Raw genomic sequence first — 15,618 nt, 5'->3', positions numbered from 1 at the left:
TTTTGTGAAGTTCCTGTTCTCGTTCGTTAAGCGATGCGGCTTTTTAGGTCTGTCATGAGTTCGGATAAGTCCATCTTCTCCGTGAGACTATCGATTCTGCTCATGGCTTCTCTTAGACTTTTTTAACCCCTTCCTGAGGTGAGGAGAAAGCTCCTGACTTTTAGGTGGAGACGATAGTTCTTCCCCTAAAAGAGGTAACAAAATGGGGTATGAGTTGATCTACAAGTGAAATCAAGGAGGAAGTCGAAAATCCGCGATAAAAATAGAGTAGACAGTAAATAAATCACTTGTATTATGAAAAAGATCAACTTAACAATGAGAAGTCTTATGGTGGTCCTATTACTGGCCATCGTGAGGTATCAGGTAGATGCACAGTCGTGTACAGTTCCTGATTACATTCCTGTTTTTGCACAGGAGCTGAATCTGGTCAACTTGACAGAATTTGACTCTTTTGCTCGGCCTGATGAGTCAAACCGTTATTTTTATCGTCCTCAATGCGGTGTGAGTCAAGCTCAGTTTCGCTATAGTACTACCAAGGGTAGTCTCAAGCTACAGATGTATCTAGAGGTGTATCGTCAGAGTTATGACTGTATGGGTAACCTCGTAGGGACTAAAACGCAAATCATGACTACTCCTACCATCGAATACGGTAGTGGTGGCGGAGAGATATTTGCCTATTTTGATCTTGTCATAGAGCCAGGTGCCTACTATCAGGTAGTGGCTAAGAGAAGAAGCAAGTTTATAGTTTGGGGGGCTTGGAATACTGATGCTTATAGCAACAACGTACGCTTTATAGAGGGCATAGACCAGCCAACTCCCGATGGACAATTTGTAGACATGCTCAGTAGTAGGTCTGCAACTTCTACAGGTACTGGTTGGACGATCGATATAGCTCAGTTGGACGTGAATGATCCAGTGCTTTTTGATGCGAACGCTAGCTCCTGTGAGAGTATTTGGTCTTATGAGATATCGGAATTTGACCTTGATAATTGGGTCAGTAGTAGTACCTATAGTTCGCCCTGGTTATCCGGTCAGGCCAATACAATCAATCTGACGGGGTCTTATGGACCAGGGTTTCAGAGAGGAAAACTCTATTTGCTCAAACTGGTCGTGGGTACTGGCTACCATCCAGAATACTGGTGGTTCGAAATCAAAGATGCTACCATTGACGCCAGTCTTGATCATACTACGACTGTAATTGAGAGTGTAGGCATATTGGGCGGAGGTATAAAGTTTTATACCCTGCATGAGCGCTGTCAGTATAACAGCCTCCTCCTCAATACGAGTGGTACCCAGTCTGCGAATCAATACCGCATAAGTGTACAGGAGGTTAACGCTAGCTATACAACTACAGGTCTATTGGCTAGTACTGGTTGGCAGGTGGGGGCTCCACCAACGAGTATATCTCTCAATAGCCTGTTCGGTGGTTTTGCATTGGGTCAGCGCTATAAACTCACATTTGAAGTGGGAGATCCGGTACAAACGCGCGTGTTATATTTCCGATACAAGCAGTGCAAAGTGTACCCAGAAGACCCTGTAGAACTGGGAAGGTCAAAACAAACGGAAGCGGAGGAGCTCGAAATGATAACGTATCCTAACCCTACTAGTGGACAACTCACTATTGAACTCAAACAAGAGACGGAAGAATCAGTAAGCCTCCGAGTGGTCGATCTGATGGGGAAAATAGTCTATGCTACGGAGCAGTACGGCATGCGTCAGGTTAGTATAGACCTGTCAGGTAACCCTCCAGGAGTTTATTTTATTGAATTAAGAGCGGCTGAGATGAAATCGGTTCATCGTGTGATCTTTAGATAGTCTATTGTTATGAGTAACTGAATGAAATAGAAGCGAGGTGAGTTTTTAGGTTGCCTCGTTTTGGTACAAGAAAGGGCTTTGAGATTGTTCTCAAAGCCCTTTCTTGTGCAGCAGTAATTTGTATTCCTAAGCAATGCGGCTTTTTAGGTCTGTCATGAGTTCGGATAAGTCCATCTTCTCTGTAAGACCATCGATTCTGCTCATGGCTTCTCTTAGACTTTTTTGGTAGTCTTTGCTTTGCGGGTTGTAGGGCGCATGATGCGTCTCGCTCAGTAAGTTCTCGATACAAAGAATATCATCTTTGAGCGATGGGTCTAAGTAGCTCTCTACGAATTTTTTGAAGATGTAATCCGTTGCAAGTTCATTCGGATGGATGAGATCTTTTTCATAGAACTGATAGTCTCTCAGGTCACTCAATAGGAATTCATAAGCAGGGAAATATTTGACATAGGCAAACTCACTCATGATCATGTGACAGGCCAAGCGTAGTACCGATTTGCTCACAGCATTGAGCGTCAACGAATCACGGGTGTGCTGCACTGGGCTCACGACAAGGATGATGTTTTTGACATGGTTTAGCGAGCTATAGATTCGTCTGAAACCATCTACAATTGCCTGAGGTGTCAGTAGGTCTTTGGTGAATAAATTGGATTCTGCACGGTGGCAGTTGGCGATCACCTTGTTGGTACTGTCTAGTTTGTATACGAATGCTGATCCAAGGGTGATGATTAGATAGTCTGTTTTTTTTAGATACTCATGGGTAGTTTCTACACGTTCTTGTAGGCTGTTAATTAACTCGGACTTGGATGAAAAGTTAGCCTTAGGGTGAAAATTGAAATGATTCCAATAACCTTCGTTTTCGGTGATTAAATCTTCGTTGATCTCTCCATTTTTGGTCGTTTGTTCTATAAGGTTAAATATAGAGATAGGGTTATATATAGTACCGTATGGGTTGTTAGTGATGTTAAAGTTGTATTTGGAAAGTGGGTCCGCTAGCGCTTTGGTAAACCCAGACCCAATAGACAAGATTTGAGAATTGTATTTAATTTTATCTGGGTTCTCGTCTATGAATAATTCAGTCCTAAAATGTGTCATAGCTTTTTTATATGAATATAAAAAGAAACTGTTTGATGCAGTGTGAAATGCTGATAAAAATAAGATTTAATTCGGGTTGTTTCCTTGGGTTAAATGGTAACTCTGTCTAGCAATTTCGTACTCCTCGTCAGTAGGGATGATGAGTATTTTTACTTTTCCTTTTTGAATTTCACGTAAGCCAGGTTTTCTAGTTTCATTGAGGGTATCATCTATGTCGATACCAAAGTGTTCCAGATTACTACAGCACATCTTTCGCGTTACAGCATCATTTTCTCCAACCCCTGCAGTGAACACGATGGCATCCAATCCTCCGAGGATGGTCATGTAAGAACCGATGTATTTCTTTATTCGGTAGGCATACATTTTTAGTGCTAGTAGAGCTGCTTCATCACCATCTTTGGCTCTGGTGTTGATGTTGCGGAGGTCATTGTCTCCTGTGAGTCCCTTCATGCCGCTTTGTTTGTTGAGCAGTGTTTTGATTTGTTCGATTTCGTACCCCTGCTCTAGCAAATAGAAGATTACCGATGGATCAATGTCACCAGAGCGCGTACCCATGATGAGCCCAGATAATGGGCCAAGTCCCATAGATGTGTCTATGCTTTTTCCATTTTTGATGGCCGATATGCTACATCCATTTCCGAGATGAATGGTGATGATTTTGCTGTCTTTGTTTTTCAATCCCAAGTAATCGATCGCTTTGTTGGAGACATACCGGTGTGATGTGCCATGAAAACCATAGACGCGCGTACCGTATTTTTGATAGAGCTCTTCTGGGATGGCAAAACGGTAGGCTTCTTCGGGCAAGGTAGTGTGAAATGCCGTGTCGAAAATAGCATACTGCTTGGCGGAGCTAAATACTGTTTCGGCAACTTCTATCCCCTGAAGGTTAGCAGGGTTGTGAAGGGGAGCGAGCGAAAAGAGTTCTTTGATCTCAGCTTTGACTGATTCGTCGATGAGGGTACTGGCGGTGAAATGCTCCCCTCCATGCACAACTCTATGACCGACCGCAGCGATCTCATCTGAAGATTGGATGAGTTTATAGTCGGGGTTCATGAGAAGTTCTGAGACTTTGTTGAGTGCTACTTTGTGATCTTCGAAAGGCATGTTCACGGTTACGGTTTGCGTGCCATATTCAAAGCTGAGGTTCCCTTCTGTTTCACCTATTTTTTCTACTAGCCCAGCACAAAGGACAGTGCCTGCTGGCATGTCAAACAACTGATACTTGAGCGAAGAACTACCCGAATTTAAAACCAATATTTTCATCTCTATGTGTTATTTCTTTTGTGATTGAATCGCTGTAATGACCACTGTATTGACGATGTCTTCTACCGTACAACCTCTACTGAGGTCATTGACGGGCTTATTGAGGCCTTGTAGAACTGGTCCAATGGCGATGGCTCCTGTTTCGCGCTGTACAGCTTTGTATGTATTGTTTCCGGTGTTGAGGTCTGGGAAGATCAAAACGGTGGCTTGTCCAGCGACCTGAGAGTTGGGCATTTTCTTCTTACCCACTTCTGGATCAACAGCTGCATCATATTGTATAGGACCTTCTATCATGAGTTCGGGTGCAAGTTCCTTAGCTAGTGCAGTGGCTTTTCGGACTTTCTCCACTTCTTCTCCTTTGCCTGATGCGCCAGACGAGTAGGAGAGCATTGCTACACGTGCTTCTACCCCGAATGCCATGGCTGTATAGGCAGAGGAGACGGCGATCTCTGCGAGTTGCTCGGCTGTGGGGTTAGGGTTGACTGCACAGTCGCCATAGACAAGTACGCGGTTGTCCAGACACATGAAGAACACCGAAGAGACGACTTTAATCCCAGGCTTGGTTTTGACGAATTGTAAGGCTGGGCGTATCGTATGCTGTGTGGTGTTGACCGCACCGGATACCATACCGTCTGCGTCTCCTTGCTGAACCATCATGGTGCCGAAATAGGAAACGTCATTCATCAAGTCTTCGGCGATTTCCATGGTGATACCTTTTTCTTTGCGGTATTCATAGAGTTGCGAGACGTATTTGTTGAAGTTTGGTGATTGGGCGGGTGCTACGATGTTGATTTCATCTAGGTCGATATCTAGTCCTAAGTCTTGGATTTTTTGGGTGACCTCATCTGGGTTTCTGTAGAGTAGTGTGAGGTTGACTAGCTTCATCGCTTGGAGTTGTTCGGCTGCCTTGAGGATACGGTCGTCATTGCCTTCGGGCAGGACGATATGCATCTTTTGAGCGAGCGCAGTTTGGTTCAGGTTGTATTTAAACATTTTTGGCGTCATGCCTCTTGGTTTCACCCCTATGATTTTATTCTCAAGGTTGGTCGCGTCGATCTGCTGGTCAAAATACTTGAGTGCCAATGCTATCTTGTTGGGGTTATCCATCGATAGGTTGGACTTGACGTTGTTTAGGTTGATGGTTGTTTGGAACGTGTTTGGTGTGACCTTGAGTATAGGGATGGTTGCTGTCAGCCCTTTCAGTAGTTTGTATATCGGTTCGGGCAGATCGAACCCCCCCGTGAGTATGATTGCGGATAGGTTAGGGTATGTTGTCGACTGATGAGCCTGTAGTGACCCCATGATGATCTCGGCTCTATCGGCAGAGGCTACTACGGCACAGTTTTCTGTCAAGAATGTCAAGTAATTGGCCAAGGTCATGCCAGCAACTGAGTAGCGATGGACGATCTTTTGGTGGAGGAGTTCCTCTCCGAAGAGTACTTTGGCGTTCAATTCCTCGGCGATTTCGGCTACACTAGGGCTACTCAGAATGTCATTGTTGGGGATGACAGCTAATTCTTTGTTTTTACCCGTACCTCCCAGTTTTTTCTTTAGGTTCGTTTTATAGTCTTGAATTTTTTCTTCCTCGACTCTATTGAGAATTGCGCCTATGACCTCTGTCTCTTCTTCCTCGAAGGAGTCTAGTGCAAATTTGAGCGTACTGGCGGCCTCTTCAGGTGTTTTGTTTTGTCCTGTAGCGACGATCAAGATGGGACTACCCAAGTTTTTAGCGATGGCGGCATTGAGTTCAAACTCAAAAGCGATGTTCTCTCCCACGAAATCAGTTCCTTCTATCAAGATGAAATCGTACTGTTTTTCGAGCTTTTTGTAGTGGTCTAGAATTTGGTCTATGACTAGATCGAACTGGCTATCTCCGAGCATCTTGTTGACCTGATTGCCCGTGAAAACGTAAGTGTCTTCATAATTTTGATTCAACGTAAAATAGTCTAGAATTAGTTGGGTATGATGATCTTTTCGATTTGGGTTCCCTTTGATGATGGGTTTGAAATAGCCTATTTTCTGTGTTTTCTTTAGCAGGAGCTCCATTAACCCTAGTGAAATGAGGGATTTACCCGAATTAGCTTCGATGGTGGAGATGAATACGGCGTTGGACATGTGGTTCTTTGGTTGTGGTGAAACGTCTAATGCAAGACTAAAATAAAACGGAGATGAATAGCATGATGCACATCATTAAAAATACTAATGAATATCTTTATTTTCTATCAACGTAAAGTTTTAAAATATGAAACGAGTAGTGGTATTGACAGGTGCAGGGATCAGTGTGGAGAGCGGTATTCGTACATTTCGAGATTCGGATGGATTGTGGGAAGGGCATGACGTAATGGAGGTGGCATCTCCACAAGGATGGGCAGCTAATCAGGAGTTAGTTATGGATTTTTATAACCAGAGAAGAAAGCAGGCAATGGCTGTACAGCCAAATCTGGGCCATTTCGCATTGGCGGAGTTGGAGAAGGATTTTGAGGTGACGATCGTGACACAAAATGTAGATGGCTTACATGAGCGTGCAGGGTCGTCTCGGGTCATTCATCTCCACGGTGAACTGTCCAAGGTTAGGAGTAGTGTCGATGAAAGTATCGTGTTCGAGCTAGAGGGTTGGGAGCTTAAGTCTGGAGACCTTTGTCCCAAAGGGTCACAGTTGAGACCACACATCGTTTGGTTTGGGGAGATGGTACCGATGATGGATGTGGCGATAGCAGAGGTGCGGAGGGCAGATATTCTTCTGGTGGTGGGTACTTCGTTGGTGGTGTATCCAGCAGCCAGTTTGATGAGCTACACGAGGGCAGGAATCCCCAAGTATGTCATAGATCCTAAAATGCCTGAGCTACCCAAGGATTCTATGCTCTATTGTGTGGAAGAGAAGGCAAGTACAGGTGTGGCTAAGGTGGCTGATGAGTTGAGAAAGCGGTATCAGTAATGTGGTTAAGTAACAATTATCGAATTGCTGTTTCGCAGTTAGAAAATTGTGCGTAGTGTTTTCTCGTAAATTGCTAAGTGTAAATGCGTATAAGGTGCTGATATTAAGGTGTTTCGTTGTGTGTTGTTGAATTAATTTTTTATATTCACCATGATTTTAAAATTCAATGTCTGAAATAACGAATCAGTATCAATTTTTATATCCACAGCTATGGCAACAAACTTAGAACTACGAAGCACTTATTTTTATACCGAAGGCATGGGCAGTATACCTACTGCCACCAGTCCCAAACCACTCAACACCGCTTCAGAGATAAGTTCAGTTTTTAAAAATAAGTTTGCCGTAGCGACACACATTAGCGAATCGATACACCGTGGGATTGGTAAGGAGTTAGCTTCTATGACCACTAACCTCAGTGCGAAACGTTTGGCATCTAAAATCAATTCTTCTCTAGACAATACCAGTAAGTATTCGCTTGCTGACATTGTGGATGATTTGAGAGGTTATGATTTCAATGAGGAATCTAGTTTTGATGCTTTGGTGAAAACCAAGTTCTGTGTCAAATCAGGAGCACATAAAGGTCATGCGATTTTTCATGTACCTGCTTTTATTCCTATCAATGACATCAAAGTACCTAAGCAGGCTACTAACTTTAAGATATCGGCTCGTCTGGTATCTGTATCCGATTTTTTGATCAAAACAGATAGTATAGAGATGCTTTCTCCCAAAGCAGATAGTAAAAAGGGGAGTTTTCAGTCGCCTATGTTGCCGATATTGCAGACATCTACCGAGCCTATGACTGCCCAGTTGCGGTTATTAGAGACAGGGCCTATCGCACAAAATGCCTCTACTGTTCTAGTGATCGGGGTTATGTTTTATCGATACGAAGACAAGAAATTTGTTGCACTCGATGAAGAAGGGATTATCTCTATTAGAAACGTTTTTTAAGCTGAATCACCCACCAATCGTAGACATGGACTCAGTGATTTGAGTGTTTTTTTGTCGGTTTATTTCTGCTACGAATCCATTGACCTCCTTGCGTTGCACGGTCTGAATGAAAGTCTCTTTGAGTGCTTCGTCAGAGATGCCAGTTCTCAATATACCTTTTACATCTAACACACCTTCGTCATATAGACAGTTTTTGATGCTGCCAGTGGCGGTAAGTCTGATACGATTGCATGTACCGCAGAAGCTACGGGTATATGCCGCTATGATACCTAAACTCCCAGCATAGTCAGGGATTTGATAAGCAGTAGAGGGTGAATTTGGTTCTTGCGCGATCTTCTGTAGAGCAGGGTAGTGGTGTTTTAGTTCGTCCAGTATGTCTTGAGCAGAGAATATTTTAGCATTTTGATCGTCAGACCCGTTGAAGGGCATCTCTTCGATAAAGCGTACCGAGATATTTTTGTTCTTGGTTAGTTTGGCCATGGCTTGGATTTCATGTTCATTGCGTCCATTCATGACCACCATGTTGATTTTGGTTTTGATCCCATGATCTAGCAAGCCATCTAGCGTTTGCATCACTTTGTTATACTCGTCACGTCTCGTGATAGCAAAGAAATTCTGCTTGTCCAAGCTGTCCAAACTTAGGTTGATGTGATCGATTCCGATCTCTTTGAGTTCTTTGAGATGAGGGTAGGTTAGTACTCCGTTGGTGGTGAGATTGAGTGAGGTGATGCCATCTATTTCTGTGATTTTTCGGAGCAACTGCATGAGGTCCTTTCGGAGGAAAGGTTCTCCGCCAGTGATTCTGATCTTTTTGACACCCAGTTCTGCTAGATTTTGTGTGACACGAAGGATTTCTTCGTAGCTCATGAGTTCTTTTTTTGGGAGGTATTGTATCCCTTCGGCAGGCATGCAGTAGAAGCATCTCAGATTGCAGCGATCGGTCACGGCGATGCGGAGGTAGTCCATTTGCCTACCCCATTTGTCTGTCAATATCGTTTGCTTGTCTTGGTTCACTTCGTTTTGTTGTGGGTTGCTTGAGGGTTGGGGAAACTGTCCGATTCATCCTCACCCGGTCTTTTGTGCAGGCATTGAAAATCCTTCTCTACCAAAACGCGCATTTGGCTTTGGTCTTTGTTTTCAAACCCAACCTCTGTAGGATCCATCCATTTGTCTGCCATCTCGCTAGGAATGCCTACGATGATTTCGTTGTTGGCAAAGTTAGCGGTGACATCTTTTGTGTCTGCCAGTGCAGCTACGGTGTATTTTAATCGATTGGTACCAAAGGCGATTTCAGCCGATACACATCCTTTCTCTCCGAAAATGTCAACCTCTGTTTGGCTTAACCTGAGCCGGATTGAATCATTCAATATTCTCAATTTCATCTTCAAAACTACTGCTTCTTTGGCCTTGATAGAACAGATGGGTGCTTTTTCTTGACTTTATGTAATGTCTGTGATATATCTCCTGTCAGAGCGTTTATCTTTGGGTTTAAAATCAATAGGATGGAAATATCAGTTTTAGCTTTTGGGATAGCACGTGATATCATCAAGGCTCGGTCTGTCGTGCTAGAAGTGACTGATGGAGAGTCAGTCGCAGGCGTAGTAGCTCGTCTCAAACAGCAGTATGACGGATTGGAAAAGCTACCGTCGGTACTCCTGGCAGTCAATGAAGAATATGTGGAAGATAGCTATGTCGTATCACAGGGTGATGAATTGGCGATAATACCTCCTGTAAGCGGTGGATGATATGATAGAGATAACTTCTAAAACCATAAGAACAAGTGAGCTTATAGACTATGTCAAAGAGAGTGGTGCGGGTGCGATCAATGTGTTTATCGGGACGACACGTAACCAGACGGCTGGTAAAAAGGTTATAAAGTTGGATTTTGAAGCCTACGAGCCCATGGCGGTCAAAGAACTACAGAAGATCGCTGATCGAGCCGTTGAGCAATGGGATATCCTCAGCTATGCGATAGTGCATCGCGTCGGTATCGTAGAGATCGGCGAGGAGGCTGTCGTGATCGCTGTATCTACTCCACACCGAAAGGATGCATTTCAAGCCTGCGAGTTCATCATCGACGAACTCAAAAAGACCGTCCCCATTTGGAAACGCGAAGTGTTCGAAGATGGGGATGTCTGGGTAGCTGCACACCCTTAGTTCGTTACTTTATCTCTTTAATTGCTGCCTCGTACTCGTCAGGGGTATTTACATTTCTAAGTACAGAAGGATCATCCAGATGCACGAGTTCAATGTCCGTATTGATGAGGACTTTTCTGGGGCATGAATATCCCTGACTCAGGAACTGCAGTAAGTAAGGGTAAGATTTGGGCTCCCAGATGGTGATGAGGGGTTCAGGAAAATCCGTATCAGGGTTATAAAATGCAGTAGCGACCTTTGACGGATTTCTTTTTTTGATCAATAGATCGATGACTTCATGAGTGAGAAAGGGTTGGTCACATGCTGTCACGAGCCATGCAGCATTCGGGTCATGTCTAAATGCCGATAAAATGGCTCCATAAGGCCCTAGTCCTGTAAAAGTATCCTTGATACTGTCCTTCTCTTCTGCTTGATCTTCTCGGATCGCGAAAAATGCTTTTTGCGTAGCATCGGAAAGTAGGTCGAGCATGTGTGTTTTTTGACTTTTCCCGTGGTAGTTGATTTGGGATTTATCTTTTTGCATGCGCTCACTTTTTCCTCCGGCGAGGACTAACCCATTGAGAGGAGCGATCGACTGTTTTAGTTGTTGGTCTATCCACTGCGTCAGCTGACTCAGGTCGTTGATGAGGTAGTTTGGGATTTGGTCGATGTTTTCTATATGATGACGGAGGTAATCAGGAATGATAGATTCTCCTTCCGGCAGCAGAATGAGTACGACGTTCGTTAGCTTGTGTAGCTTTTTTTCGAGCGATTTTCGGGAGTCGATTACGACAATTTGTTGTGATGCTTCGAAGTGATTGCCGTTGACGATTACTAACTCTTGGTCATTGAAGTAGGGACGGAAAAGCCACGGGTTCATGGCAGATCGTGTGTCAAATCTATGGAAATTGATCTTGTCAACGTACTCTAGTTCATTGCCATGGTCAAGCGATGTGCCAGTGAGAGTACTGTCATCTGCGCTCTTGTGATCTGCATCGACATAGGCAATGCTGTATTGATCTGCGAGAGCTTCGCTGATGGTTTGGCTTATTTTTTTGATTTCTCCGCATGGAGTGCCCAATATAGCTAACTCCTGTCGCGCAAACTGACCGTAGTTTGGTTTGGTGATTTTGGCGTGCTTTTGGTGTTTTTTACTCATGATGAAAATCCTTTTTGCCTCCTGTTTTGGCGATTAATCGCGTCTCGCGGATGACTATGTCGTGTGACATGGCCTTACACATGTCATAGATGGTGAGGGCTGCTATACTCGCTCCAGTTAATGCTTCCATCTCTATACCTGTTTTGGCAGTGACGCTGCAGGTACACCGTATGACGATCTCTTTGTGATCAACTTTGATTTCTATGTCACAGCCATCCATGCCGATAGGGTGACATAGGGGGATCAATTCTCCTGTTTTTTTGGCAGCCATCGTGCCTGCAATAATGGCAGTATGAAACACTGGACCTTTTTTGGACTGGATGTCACCATCCTCGATGAGAGCTAGGATTTCGTCTGATACTACGACGATGGATCGCGCGGTAGCGCTGCGGCGGGTCACTTTTTTTTCTCCCACATTGACCATAGCGGGGGCATTGTTGTCATCGATATGTGAAAGTCCTGACTTTTCCATGATTGCAATGTGTTCAGATGTGTTAATTTTAAATTCAAAATTATAAGATCATTGGATGATTAGTGTCGAAGAAGCTAGAAATATTATCCACGCACAAGCTCCAGAGTGGGGCGAAGAGCGTGTGCTATTGCATGAGAGTATCGGTCGCGTATTGGCTCAGCCGGTGGTAGCAGATAGAGATTTTCCTCCTTTTCATCGCGTGACGATGGATGGGGTTGCGATACGTTATGAGGATTTCAAGCGAGGAGAAAGAAACTTTAAGGTCGTCGGTACCCAATATGCTGGTGAAGAGAGTCGGGCTGTTTCTAACCCCGGAGAATGTTTGGAGATCATGACAGGAGCAATGCTGGATGCGAGTTGTGATGTGATCGTACGATACGAGGACGTAACGTTTGAAGATAAGAGCGACGGGAAGTGGGCGCATATCAGTGACGAAGAAGTGTTTCGATTCAAAAATGTACACCAGCAGGGTTCGGATCAGCAGACAGGAGAGGTTCTCGTAGAGTCAGGGGCTCAAATTCATACAGGTATCGTAGCGATTCTAGCCACTGTAGGGCAGGAGCAGGTGACAGTGAGACGTTTGCCCAAAGTAGCTGTTGTATCCACAGGAGATGAATTGGTAGAAGTTGGTGATACGCCTCAAGCTTATCAAATACGAAAGTCTAATGTGACGATGATCGTGGCGAGCTTGATGCGTCAAGGCATAGCCTGTCAGGCATTTCATCTCAATGATCGTGTGGAGGAACTGGTAAGAGAACTGCCGGGCCTCTTAGAGGCGCATGATGTGCTGCTGCTGAGTGGTGGGGTATCGAAAGGGAAAGCGGATTATTTGCCCGAAGTACTGGAGTCACTCGGTGTGCAGAAGGAATTTCATCGTGTGGCGCAGAGACCTGGGAAACCGTTTTGGTTTGGTAGTTATGGAGAGAAAGCTGTATTTGCTTTTCCAGGCAATCCGATATCTACGTTGATGTGTTTTCAGGTCTATTGTCTGCCATGGATTCATCAGCAAGCGGGAGTACCTAATTTAGGACTAACCGCAGTGTTAATGGAAAATTTTGTATTCAAGCCTGATTTGGGATATTTTTTGCAAGTATCGGTAAGCCATGAGGGAGGACAGTGTCGCGCGACTCCTGTGCAGGGTAACGGCTCGGGAGATTTGGCGACCTTGGCGAAGGTAGATGGTTTTATATACCTACCAGCAGGTCAAATGGTGTACGGCAAAGGAGACGTCTTTCCTTACTATCCGTTAGGACTTTGACAGGAGTCTTACTAATTTCAATTCCATATCAACTACAAACTATCTCGTCATGGAAGAAATTAAACTCGATAAACCGCTCGAAACAATAATAGGAAAGTTAGAGTCATGGTACGATGCATTTATCTCGATGTTGCCTAATATGGCAATGGCACTAATTGTCTTTCTATTCTTCTTGGTACTGGCACGATTGGCCAGAAAAGTATTCTCTAGGTTGTTTGAGAAAACTTCTACAAACAAGGCATTGGAGAGCTTGTTTTCGACTATCATTTATTATACTGTGATGGGGCTGGGGTTGTTTATTATCCTCGGGATATTAAAATTGCAAACGGCGGTGACCTCACTGCTCGCTGGGGTAGGGGTGATTGGTCTGGCGTTAGGGTTTGCCTTTCAAGACATAGCTGCCAATTTTGTGTCAGGGATTATATTGGCATTTCGTACGCCCTATCTTATTGGAGACATTGTGGAGATTAATGGTATCACTGGGACTGTCAAGGGGACAAATTTGAGGGTGACGATCATTGAGTCTTTTACTGGGCAAGAGACCTATGTGCCTAACAAAGAAGTTCTGGCTAACCCGATTACGAATTTTTCTGTAATGAAGAAAAGAAGAATTGATTTATCTGTGGGAGTGTCTTACGCAGAGGATTTGGATAAAGTAGAAGAGATTGTACTCGAAGTGTTCAATTCGATGGACGGAGTTATTCATAAGGATCAAATGTTCTTTGACTATGAAGAGTTTGGGGGCAGCTCTATCAATTTCAATATTCGATTTTGGATCGAGTTTCCAGCTGGTCCAGGTTATTTGGTGATGAAGACTAGAGCCATCAAGGCCATCAAAGTAGCTTTTGATAAAAACGATATTTCTATTCCATTCCCTATCCGAACTTTGGATTTTGGTATCAAAGGAGGGAAAACCTTGTCAGAGATGAGAGTAGCAACTGAGGGTGATGAAAAAACGGATACAGGAGCTTAACTAAACGGCATTGAATTCAGGTCAAAACCTGTAGTAGTTGTTTTATGGTTTTAGATTTCTTTTTCGGTTGTGATTCGCCTGGGTTACATGTTGCTTTTGAGGATTCTAGAAATACCTGGTCATAAAATCCAGCACCTTTTTTTTGAAATTCCCGATTGGTGGATAGAAGAGCATGGCGTTGGTGAAGCCTACACGTTGTTTGAGCACGGACTTTTGGTTGGTGAATTCTAGGAAACCATAGTGTCCATGAGCTTTGCCTATACCGCTTTGATTGACCCCTCCGAAGGGGAGGTTGGGATGAGCGTACTGGAGTACTACATCATTGATGACCATAGAGCCAGCGGTGGTCTCTTGCGTGACTCTCTCTTGCGTGCGTCGATCCTTGGAGAACAAATAGAGGGACAGCGGTTTGTCATTTGCACGGATGTGTTCGATGACGTTTTCTAGACTATCATAGGATTGTATAGGCATGACTGGTCCGAATATTTCTTCTTTCCAGATCGATGCGTCAGCAGGTATATCGACCAGTAGAGTGGGTTCTATAAAGCGACTTTCTAGATCATATGTGCCGCCTATAGCGATTTTAGCTCCTTCTTGTAGTGCTGATTCCATGAGGTCTATGATGCGCTGTGTGTGTCGTGGATTGACGATACGGGCATAGCCAGAGGATTGACGCATTCCCACGGAAGAGGGATCAAAGAGTTTTCTGATGTGTTTTTTGGCAGAAGCTAAGAAATTTTTCAACTGAGTGTGATGTACAAATAGGTAATCGGGGGCGATGCAGGTTTGTCCGTTGTTGGTGAAGCGTCCCCAGATGATTTTTTTTGCTGCATCGTCTACGTTGGCCGACTCATCGATGATTACGGGAGATTTCCCGCCTAATTCTAGGGTCACTGAGGTGAGGTGCTTTGCAGCTGCTGCCATCACGATCTTCCCTACAGGTGTGCTGCCCGTAAAGAATATGTGATCAAAGGGTAGCGATAGCAAGGTCTGTGTTTCGTCAATAGCTCCTTCCACGACGGTGACCCAGCTAGGGTCAAAGAGCTCACGTACCATTTCGGAGATGAGCCGCGAGGTGGTAGGGGTGTTTTCGGAGGGTTTTAGGATGGCGGTATTGCCCGCAGCTAGACAGCTCACCAAGGGACCTACCGTTAACTGAAAGGGGTAGTTCCATGGTGCGATGATTAAGCAGCGTCCCTTAGGTTCATATTTGATTTTTCCTTGCGTGCCGATGTAGGTTAGTCCTGAGCTGACTCGTCGCTCTCTTGTCCATTCGCTAAGGTGCTGGAGTGTATGGCTGATTTCAGCCATGACGGGAAATATTTCGGAAATATCTGCTTCTAGTTGTGGTTTGTGCAGGTCTTGGTATAGTGCCTCATAGATGCGTGACTTGTTGTCTAGTATCCACCTTTTGAGTTTGGAGAGTTGTGCTTTTCGTTCGCTGATGGGAGCGCTTCGTAGTGCCGTAGCTTTGTTTTTTTGGGAATCAAAAAGAGTTTGGATGGAGCTAGATGTCATGTTGTTTTGGGATTGAAACGTTGCAAAATCTGTAAGCAGAAGTTAA

The 15,618-nt window shown here is 44.3% G+C and carries 15 protein-coding genes; 7 read left to right on the top strand and 8 right to left on the bottom strand.

Translation table 11 applies throughout. The features are described 5' to 3' along the window. Positions 1-294: 294 nt before the first annotated feature. A complete protein-coding gene (locus BUB99_RS03525; RefSeq protein ID WP_084190324.1) occupies positions 295-1,815 on the top strand; it encodes a T9SS type A sorting domain-containing protein in 1,521 nt (506 codons plus the stop codon). A gap of 126 nt (positions 1,816-1,941) precedes the next feature. Here the strand turns inward: BUB99_RS03525 and BUB99_RS03520 are convergent, their stop codons facing one another. The 3 genes from BUB99_RS03520 to pta all read right to left on the bottom strand — a co-directional run bounded on the left by BUB99_RS03520 (position 1,942) and on the right by pta (position 6,288). After that, the gene (locus BUB99_RS03520; protein WP_073119467.1) at positions 1,942-2,910 is read right to left on the bottom strand and encodes a GSCFA domain-containing protein; all 969 of its coding nucleotides are present in this window, start codon (positions 2,908-2,910) and stop codon (positions 1,942-1,944) included. 66 nt (positions 2,911-2,976) lie between these two features. Next, entirely contained in the window at positions 2,977-4,173 is a 1,197-nt protein-coding gene (locus BUB99_RS03515; protein ID WP_073119465.1) for an acetate/propionate family kinase, read from the bottom strand. 9 nt (positions 4,174-4,182) lie between these two features. Beyond that, positions 4,183-6,288 (bottom strand): phosphate acetyltransferase, encoded by a 2,106-nt coding sequence (gene pta, locus BUB99_RS03510; protein WP_073119463.1) that lies wholly within the window; start codon positions 6,286-6,288, stop codon positions 4,183-4,185. Between the two features lie 127 nt (positions 6,289-6,415). On the opposite strand from pta, the gene BUB99_RS03505 reads away from it, so the two are divergent. Further along, positions 6,416-7,108: an SIR2 family NAD-dependent protein deacylase gene (locus BUB99_RS03505; RefSeq protein WP_073119461.1), complete on the top strand. Its 693-nt coding sequence runs from the start codon at positions 6,416-6,418 to the stop codon at positions 7,106-7,108. Between the two features lie 210 nt (positions 7,109-7,318). Then, on the top strand, positions 7,319-8,056 hold the full coding sequence (locus BUB99_RS03500; protein WP_073119459.1) for a hypothetical protein: 738 nt from the start codon (positions 7,319-7,321) through the stop codon (positions 8,054-8,056). 6 nt (positions 8,057-8,062) lie between these two features. Here BUB99_RS03500 and moaA read toward each other — a convergent pair whose 3' ends face one another. Then, a complete protein-coding gene (gene moaA, locus BUB99_RS03495; protein ID WP_262501860.1) occupies positions 8,063-9,070 on the bottom strand; it encodes a GTP 3',8-cyclase MoaA in 1,008 nt (335 codons plus the stop codon). Then, entirely contained in the window at positions 9,067-9,438 is a 372-nt protein-coding gene (locus tag BUB99_RS03490; protein WP_073119457.1) for a DUF7009 family protein, read from the bottom strand. Before BUB99_RS03490 ends, moaA begins: the two co-directional genes overlap by 4 nt. A gap of 120 nt (positions 9,439-9,558) precedes the next feature. Here BUB99_RS03490 and BUB99_RS03485 point away from each other — a divergent pair, with 120 nt between their 5' ends. Next, positions 9,559-9,801 (top strand): MoaD/ThiS family protein, encoded by a 243-nt coding sequence (locus BUB99_RS03485; RefSeq protein WP_073119456.1) that lies wholly within the window; start codon positions 9,559-9,561, stop codon positions 9,799-9,801. 1 nt (position 9,802) lies between these two features. Beyond that, positions 9,803-10,213, top strand: a complete 411-nt coding sequence (locus BUB99_RS03480; RefSeq protein ID WP_073119453.1) for a molybdenum cofactor biosynthesis protein MoaE — start codon at positions 9,803-9,805, stop codon at positions 10,211-10,213. A 4-nt stretch (positions 10,214-10,217) separates the two neighbouring features. Here the strand turns inward: BUB99_RS03480 and BUB99_RS03475 are convergent, their stop codons facing one another. Continuing rightward, entirely contained in the window at positions 10,218-11,351 is a 1,134-nt protein-coding gene (locus BUB99_RS03475; RefSeq protein ID WP_073119452.1) for an NTP transferase domain-containing protein, read from the bottom strand. Continuing rightward, on the bottom strand, positions 11,344-11,823 hold the full coding sequence (gene moaC / locus BUB99_RS03470) for a cyclic pyranopterin monophosphate synthase MoaC (protein ID WP_073119450.1): 480 nt from the start codon (positions 11,821-11,823) through the stop codon (positions 11,344-11,346). Before moaC ends, BUB99_RS03475 begins: the two co-directional genes overlap by 8 nt. 55 nt (positions 11,824-11,878) lie before the next feature. Between moaC and BUB99_RS03465 the strand changes: the two genes are divergently transcribed. Next, positions 11,879-13,081: a molybdopterin molybdotransferase MoeA gene (locus tag BUB99_RS03465; RefSeq protein WP_073119448.1), complete on the top strand. Its 1,203-nt coding sequence runs from the start codon at positions 11,879-11,881 to the stop codon at positions 13,079-13,081. A 49-nt stretch (positions 13,082-13,130) separates the two neighbouring features. After that, the gene (locus BUB99_RS03460) at positions 13,131-14,054 is read left to right on the top strand and encodes a mechanosensitive ion channel family protein (RefSeq protein WP_073119447.1); all 924 of its coding nucleotides are present in this window, start codon (positions 13,131-13,133) and stop codon (positions 14,052-14,054) included. 105 nt (positions 14,055-14,159) lie between these two features. On the opposite strand, the gene BUB99_RS03455 is transcribed toward BUB99_RS03460, so the two are convergent. Next, positions 14,160-15,572: an aldehyde dehydrogenase family protein gene (locus tag BUB99_RS03455; protein WP_073119445.1), complete on the bottom strand. Its 1,413-nt coding sequence runs from the start codon at positions 15,570-15,572 to the stop codon at positions 14,160-14,162. Between the last annotated feature and the right edge of the window lie 46 nt (positions 15,573-15,618).

The sequence above is a fragment of the Reichenbachiella agariperforans genome (assembly GCF_900142205.1).
Lineage (GTDB): Bacteria > Bacteroidota > Bacteroidia > Cytophagales > Cyclobacteriaceae > Reichenbachiella > Reichenbachiella agariperforans.
The sequence above is the reverse complement of the archived record's forward strand: the minus strand, read 5'-3'. Positions and strand labels throughout refer to the sequence as shown.

Bases quoted from the DNA above. Each gene is read 5' to 3' on its own strand.
- BUB99_RS03525 (WP_084190324.1), top strand. From the start codon at position 295: ATGAAAAAGATCAACTTAACAATGAGAAGTCTTATGGTGGTCCTATTA.
- BUB99_RS03520 (WP_073119467.1), bottom strand. From the start codon at position 2,910: ATGACACATTTTAGGACTGAATTATTCATAGACGAGAACCCAGATAAA.
- BUB99_RS03515 (WP_073119465.1), bottom strand. From the start codon at position 4,173: ATGAAAATATTGGTTTTAAATTCGGGTAGTTCTTCGCTCAAGTATCAG.
- pta (WP_073119463.1), bottom strand. From the start codon at position 6,288: ATGTCCAACGCCGTATTCATCTCCACCATCGAAGCTAATTCGGGTAAA.
- BUB99_RS03505 (WP_073119461.1), top strand. From the start codon at position 6,416: ATGAAACGAGTAGTGGTATTGACAGGTGCAGGGATCAGTGTGGAGAGC.
- BUB99_RS03500 (WP_073119459.1), top strand. From the start codon at position 7,319: ATGGCAACAAACTTAGAACTACGAAGCACTTATTTTTATACCGAAGGC.
- BUB99_RS03490 (WP_073119457.1), bottom strand. From the start codon at position 9,438: ATGAAATTGAGAATATTGAATGATTCAATCCGGCTCAGGTTAAGCCAA.
- BUB99_RS03485 (WP_073119456.1), top strand. From the start codon at position 9,559: ATGGAAATATCAGTTTTAGCTTTTGGGATAGCACGTGATATCATCAAG.
- BUB99_RS03480 (WP_073119453.1), top strand. From the start codon at position 9,803: ATGATAGAGATAACTTCTAAAACCATAAGAACAAGTGAGCTTATAGAC.
- BUB99_RS03475 (WP_073119452.1), bottom strand. From the start codon at position 11,351: ATGAGTAAAAAACACCAAAAGCACGCCAAAATCACCAAACCAAACTAC.
- moaC (WP_073119450.1), bottom strand. From the start codon at position 11,823: ATGGAAAAGTCAGGACTTTCACATATCGATGACAACAATGCCCCCGCT.
- BUB99_RS03465 (WP_073119448.1), top strand. From the start codon at position 11,879: ATGATTAGTGTCGAAGAAGCTAGAAATATTATCCACGCACAAGCTCCA.
- BUB99_RS03460 (WP_073119447.1), top strand. From the start codon at position 13,131: ATGGAAGAAATTAAACTCGATAAACCGCTCGAAACAATAATAGGAAAG.
- BUB99_RS03455 (WP_073119445.1), bottom strand. From the start codon at position 15,572: ATGACATCTAGCTCCATCCAAACTCTTTTTGATTCCCAAAAAAACAAA.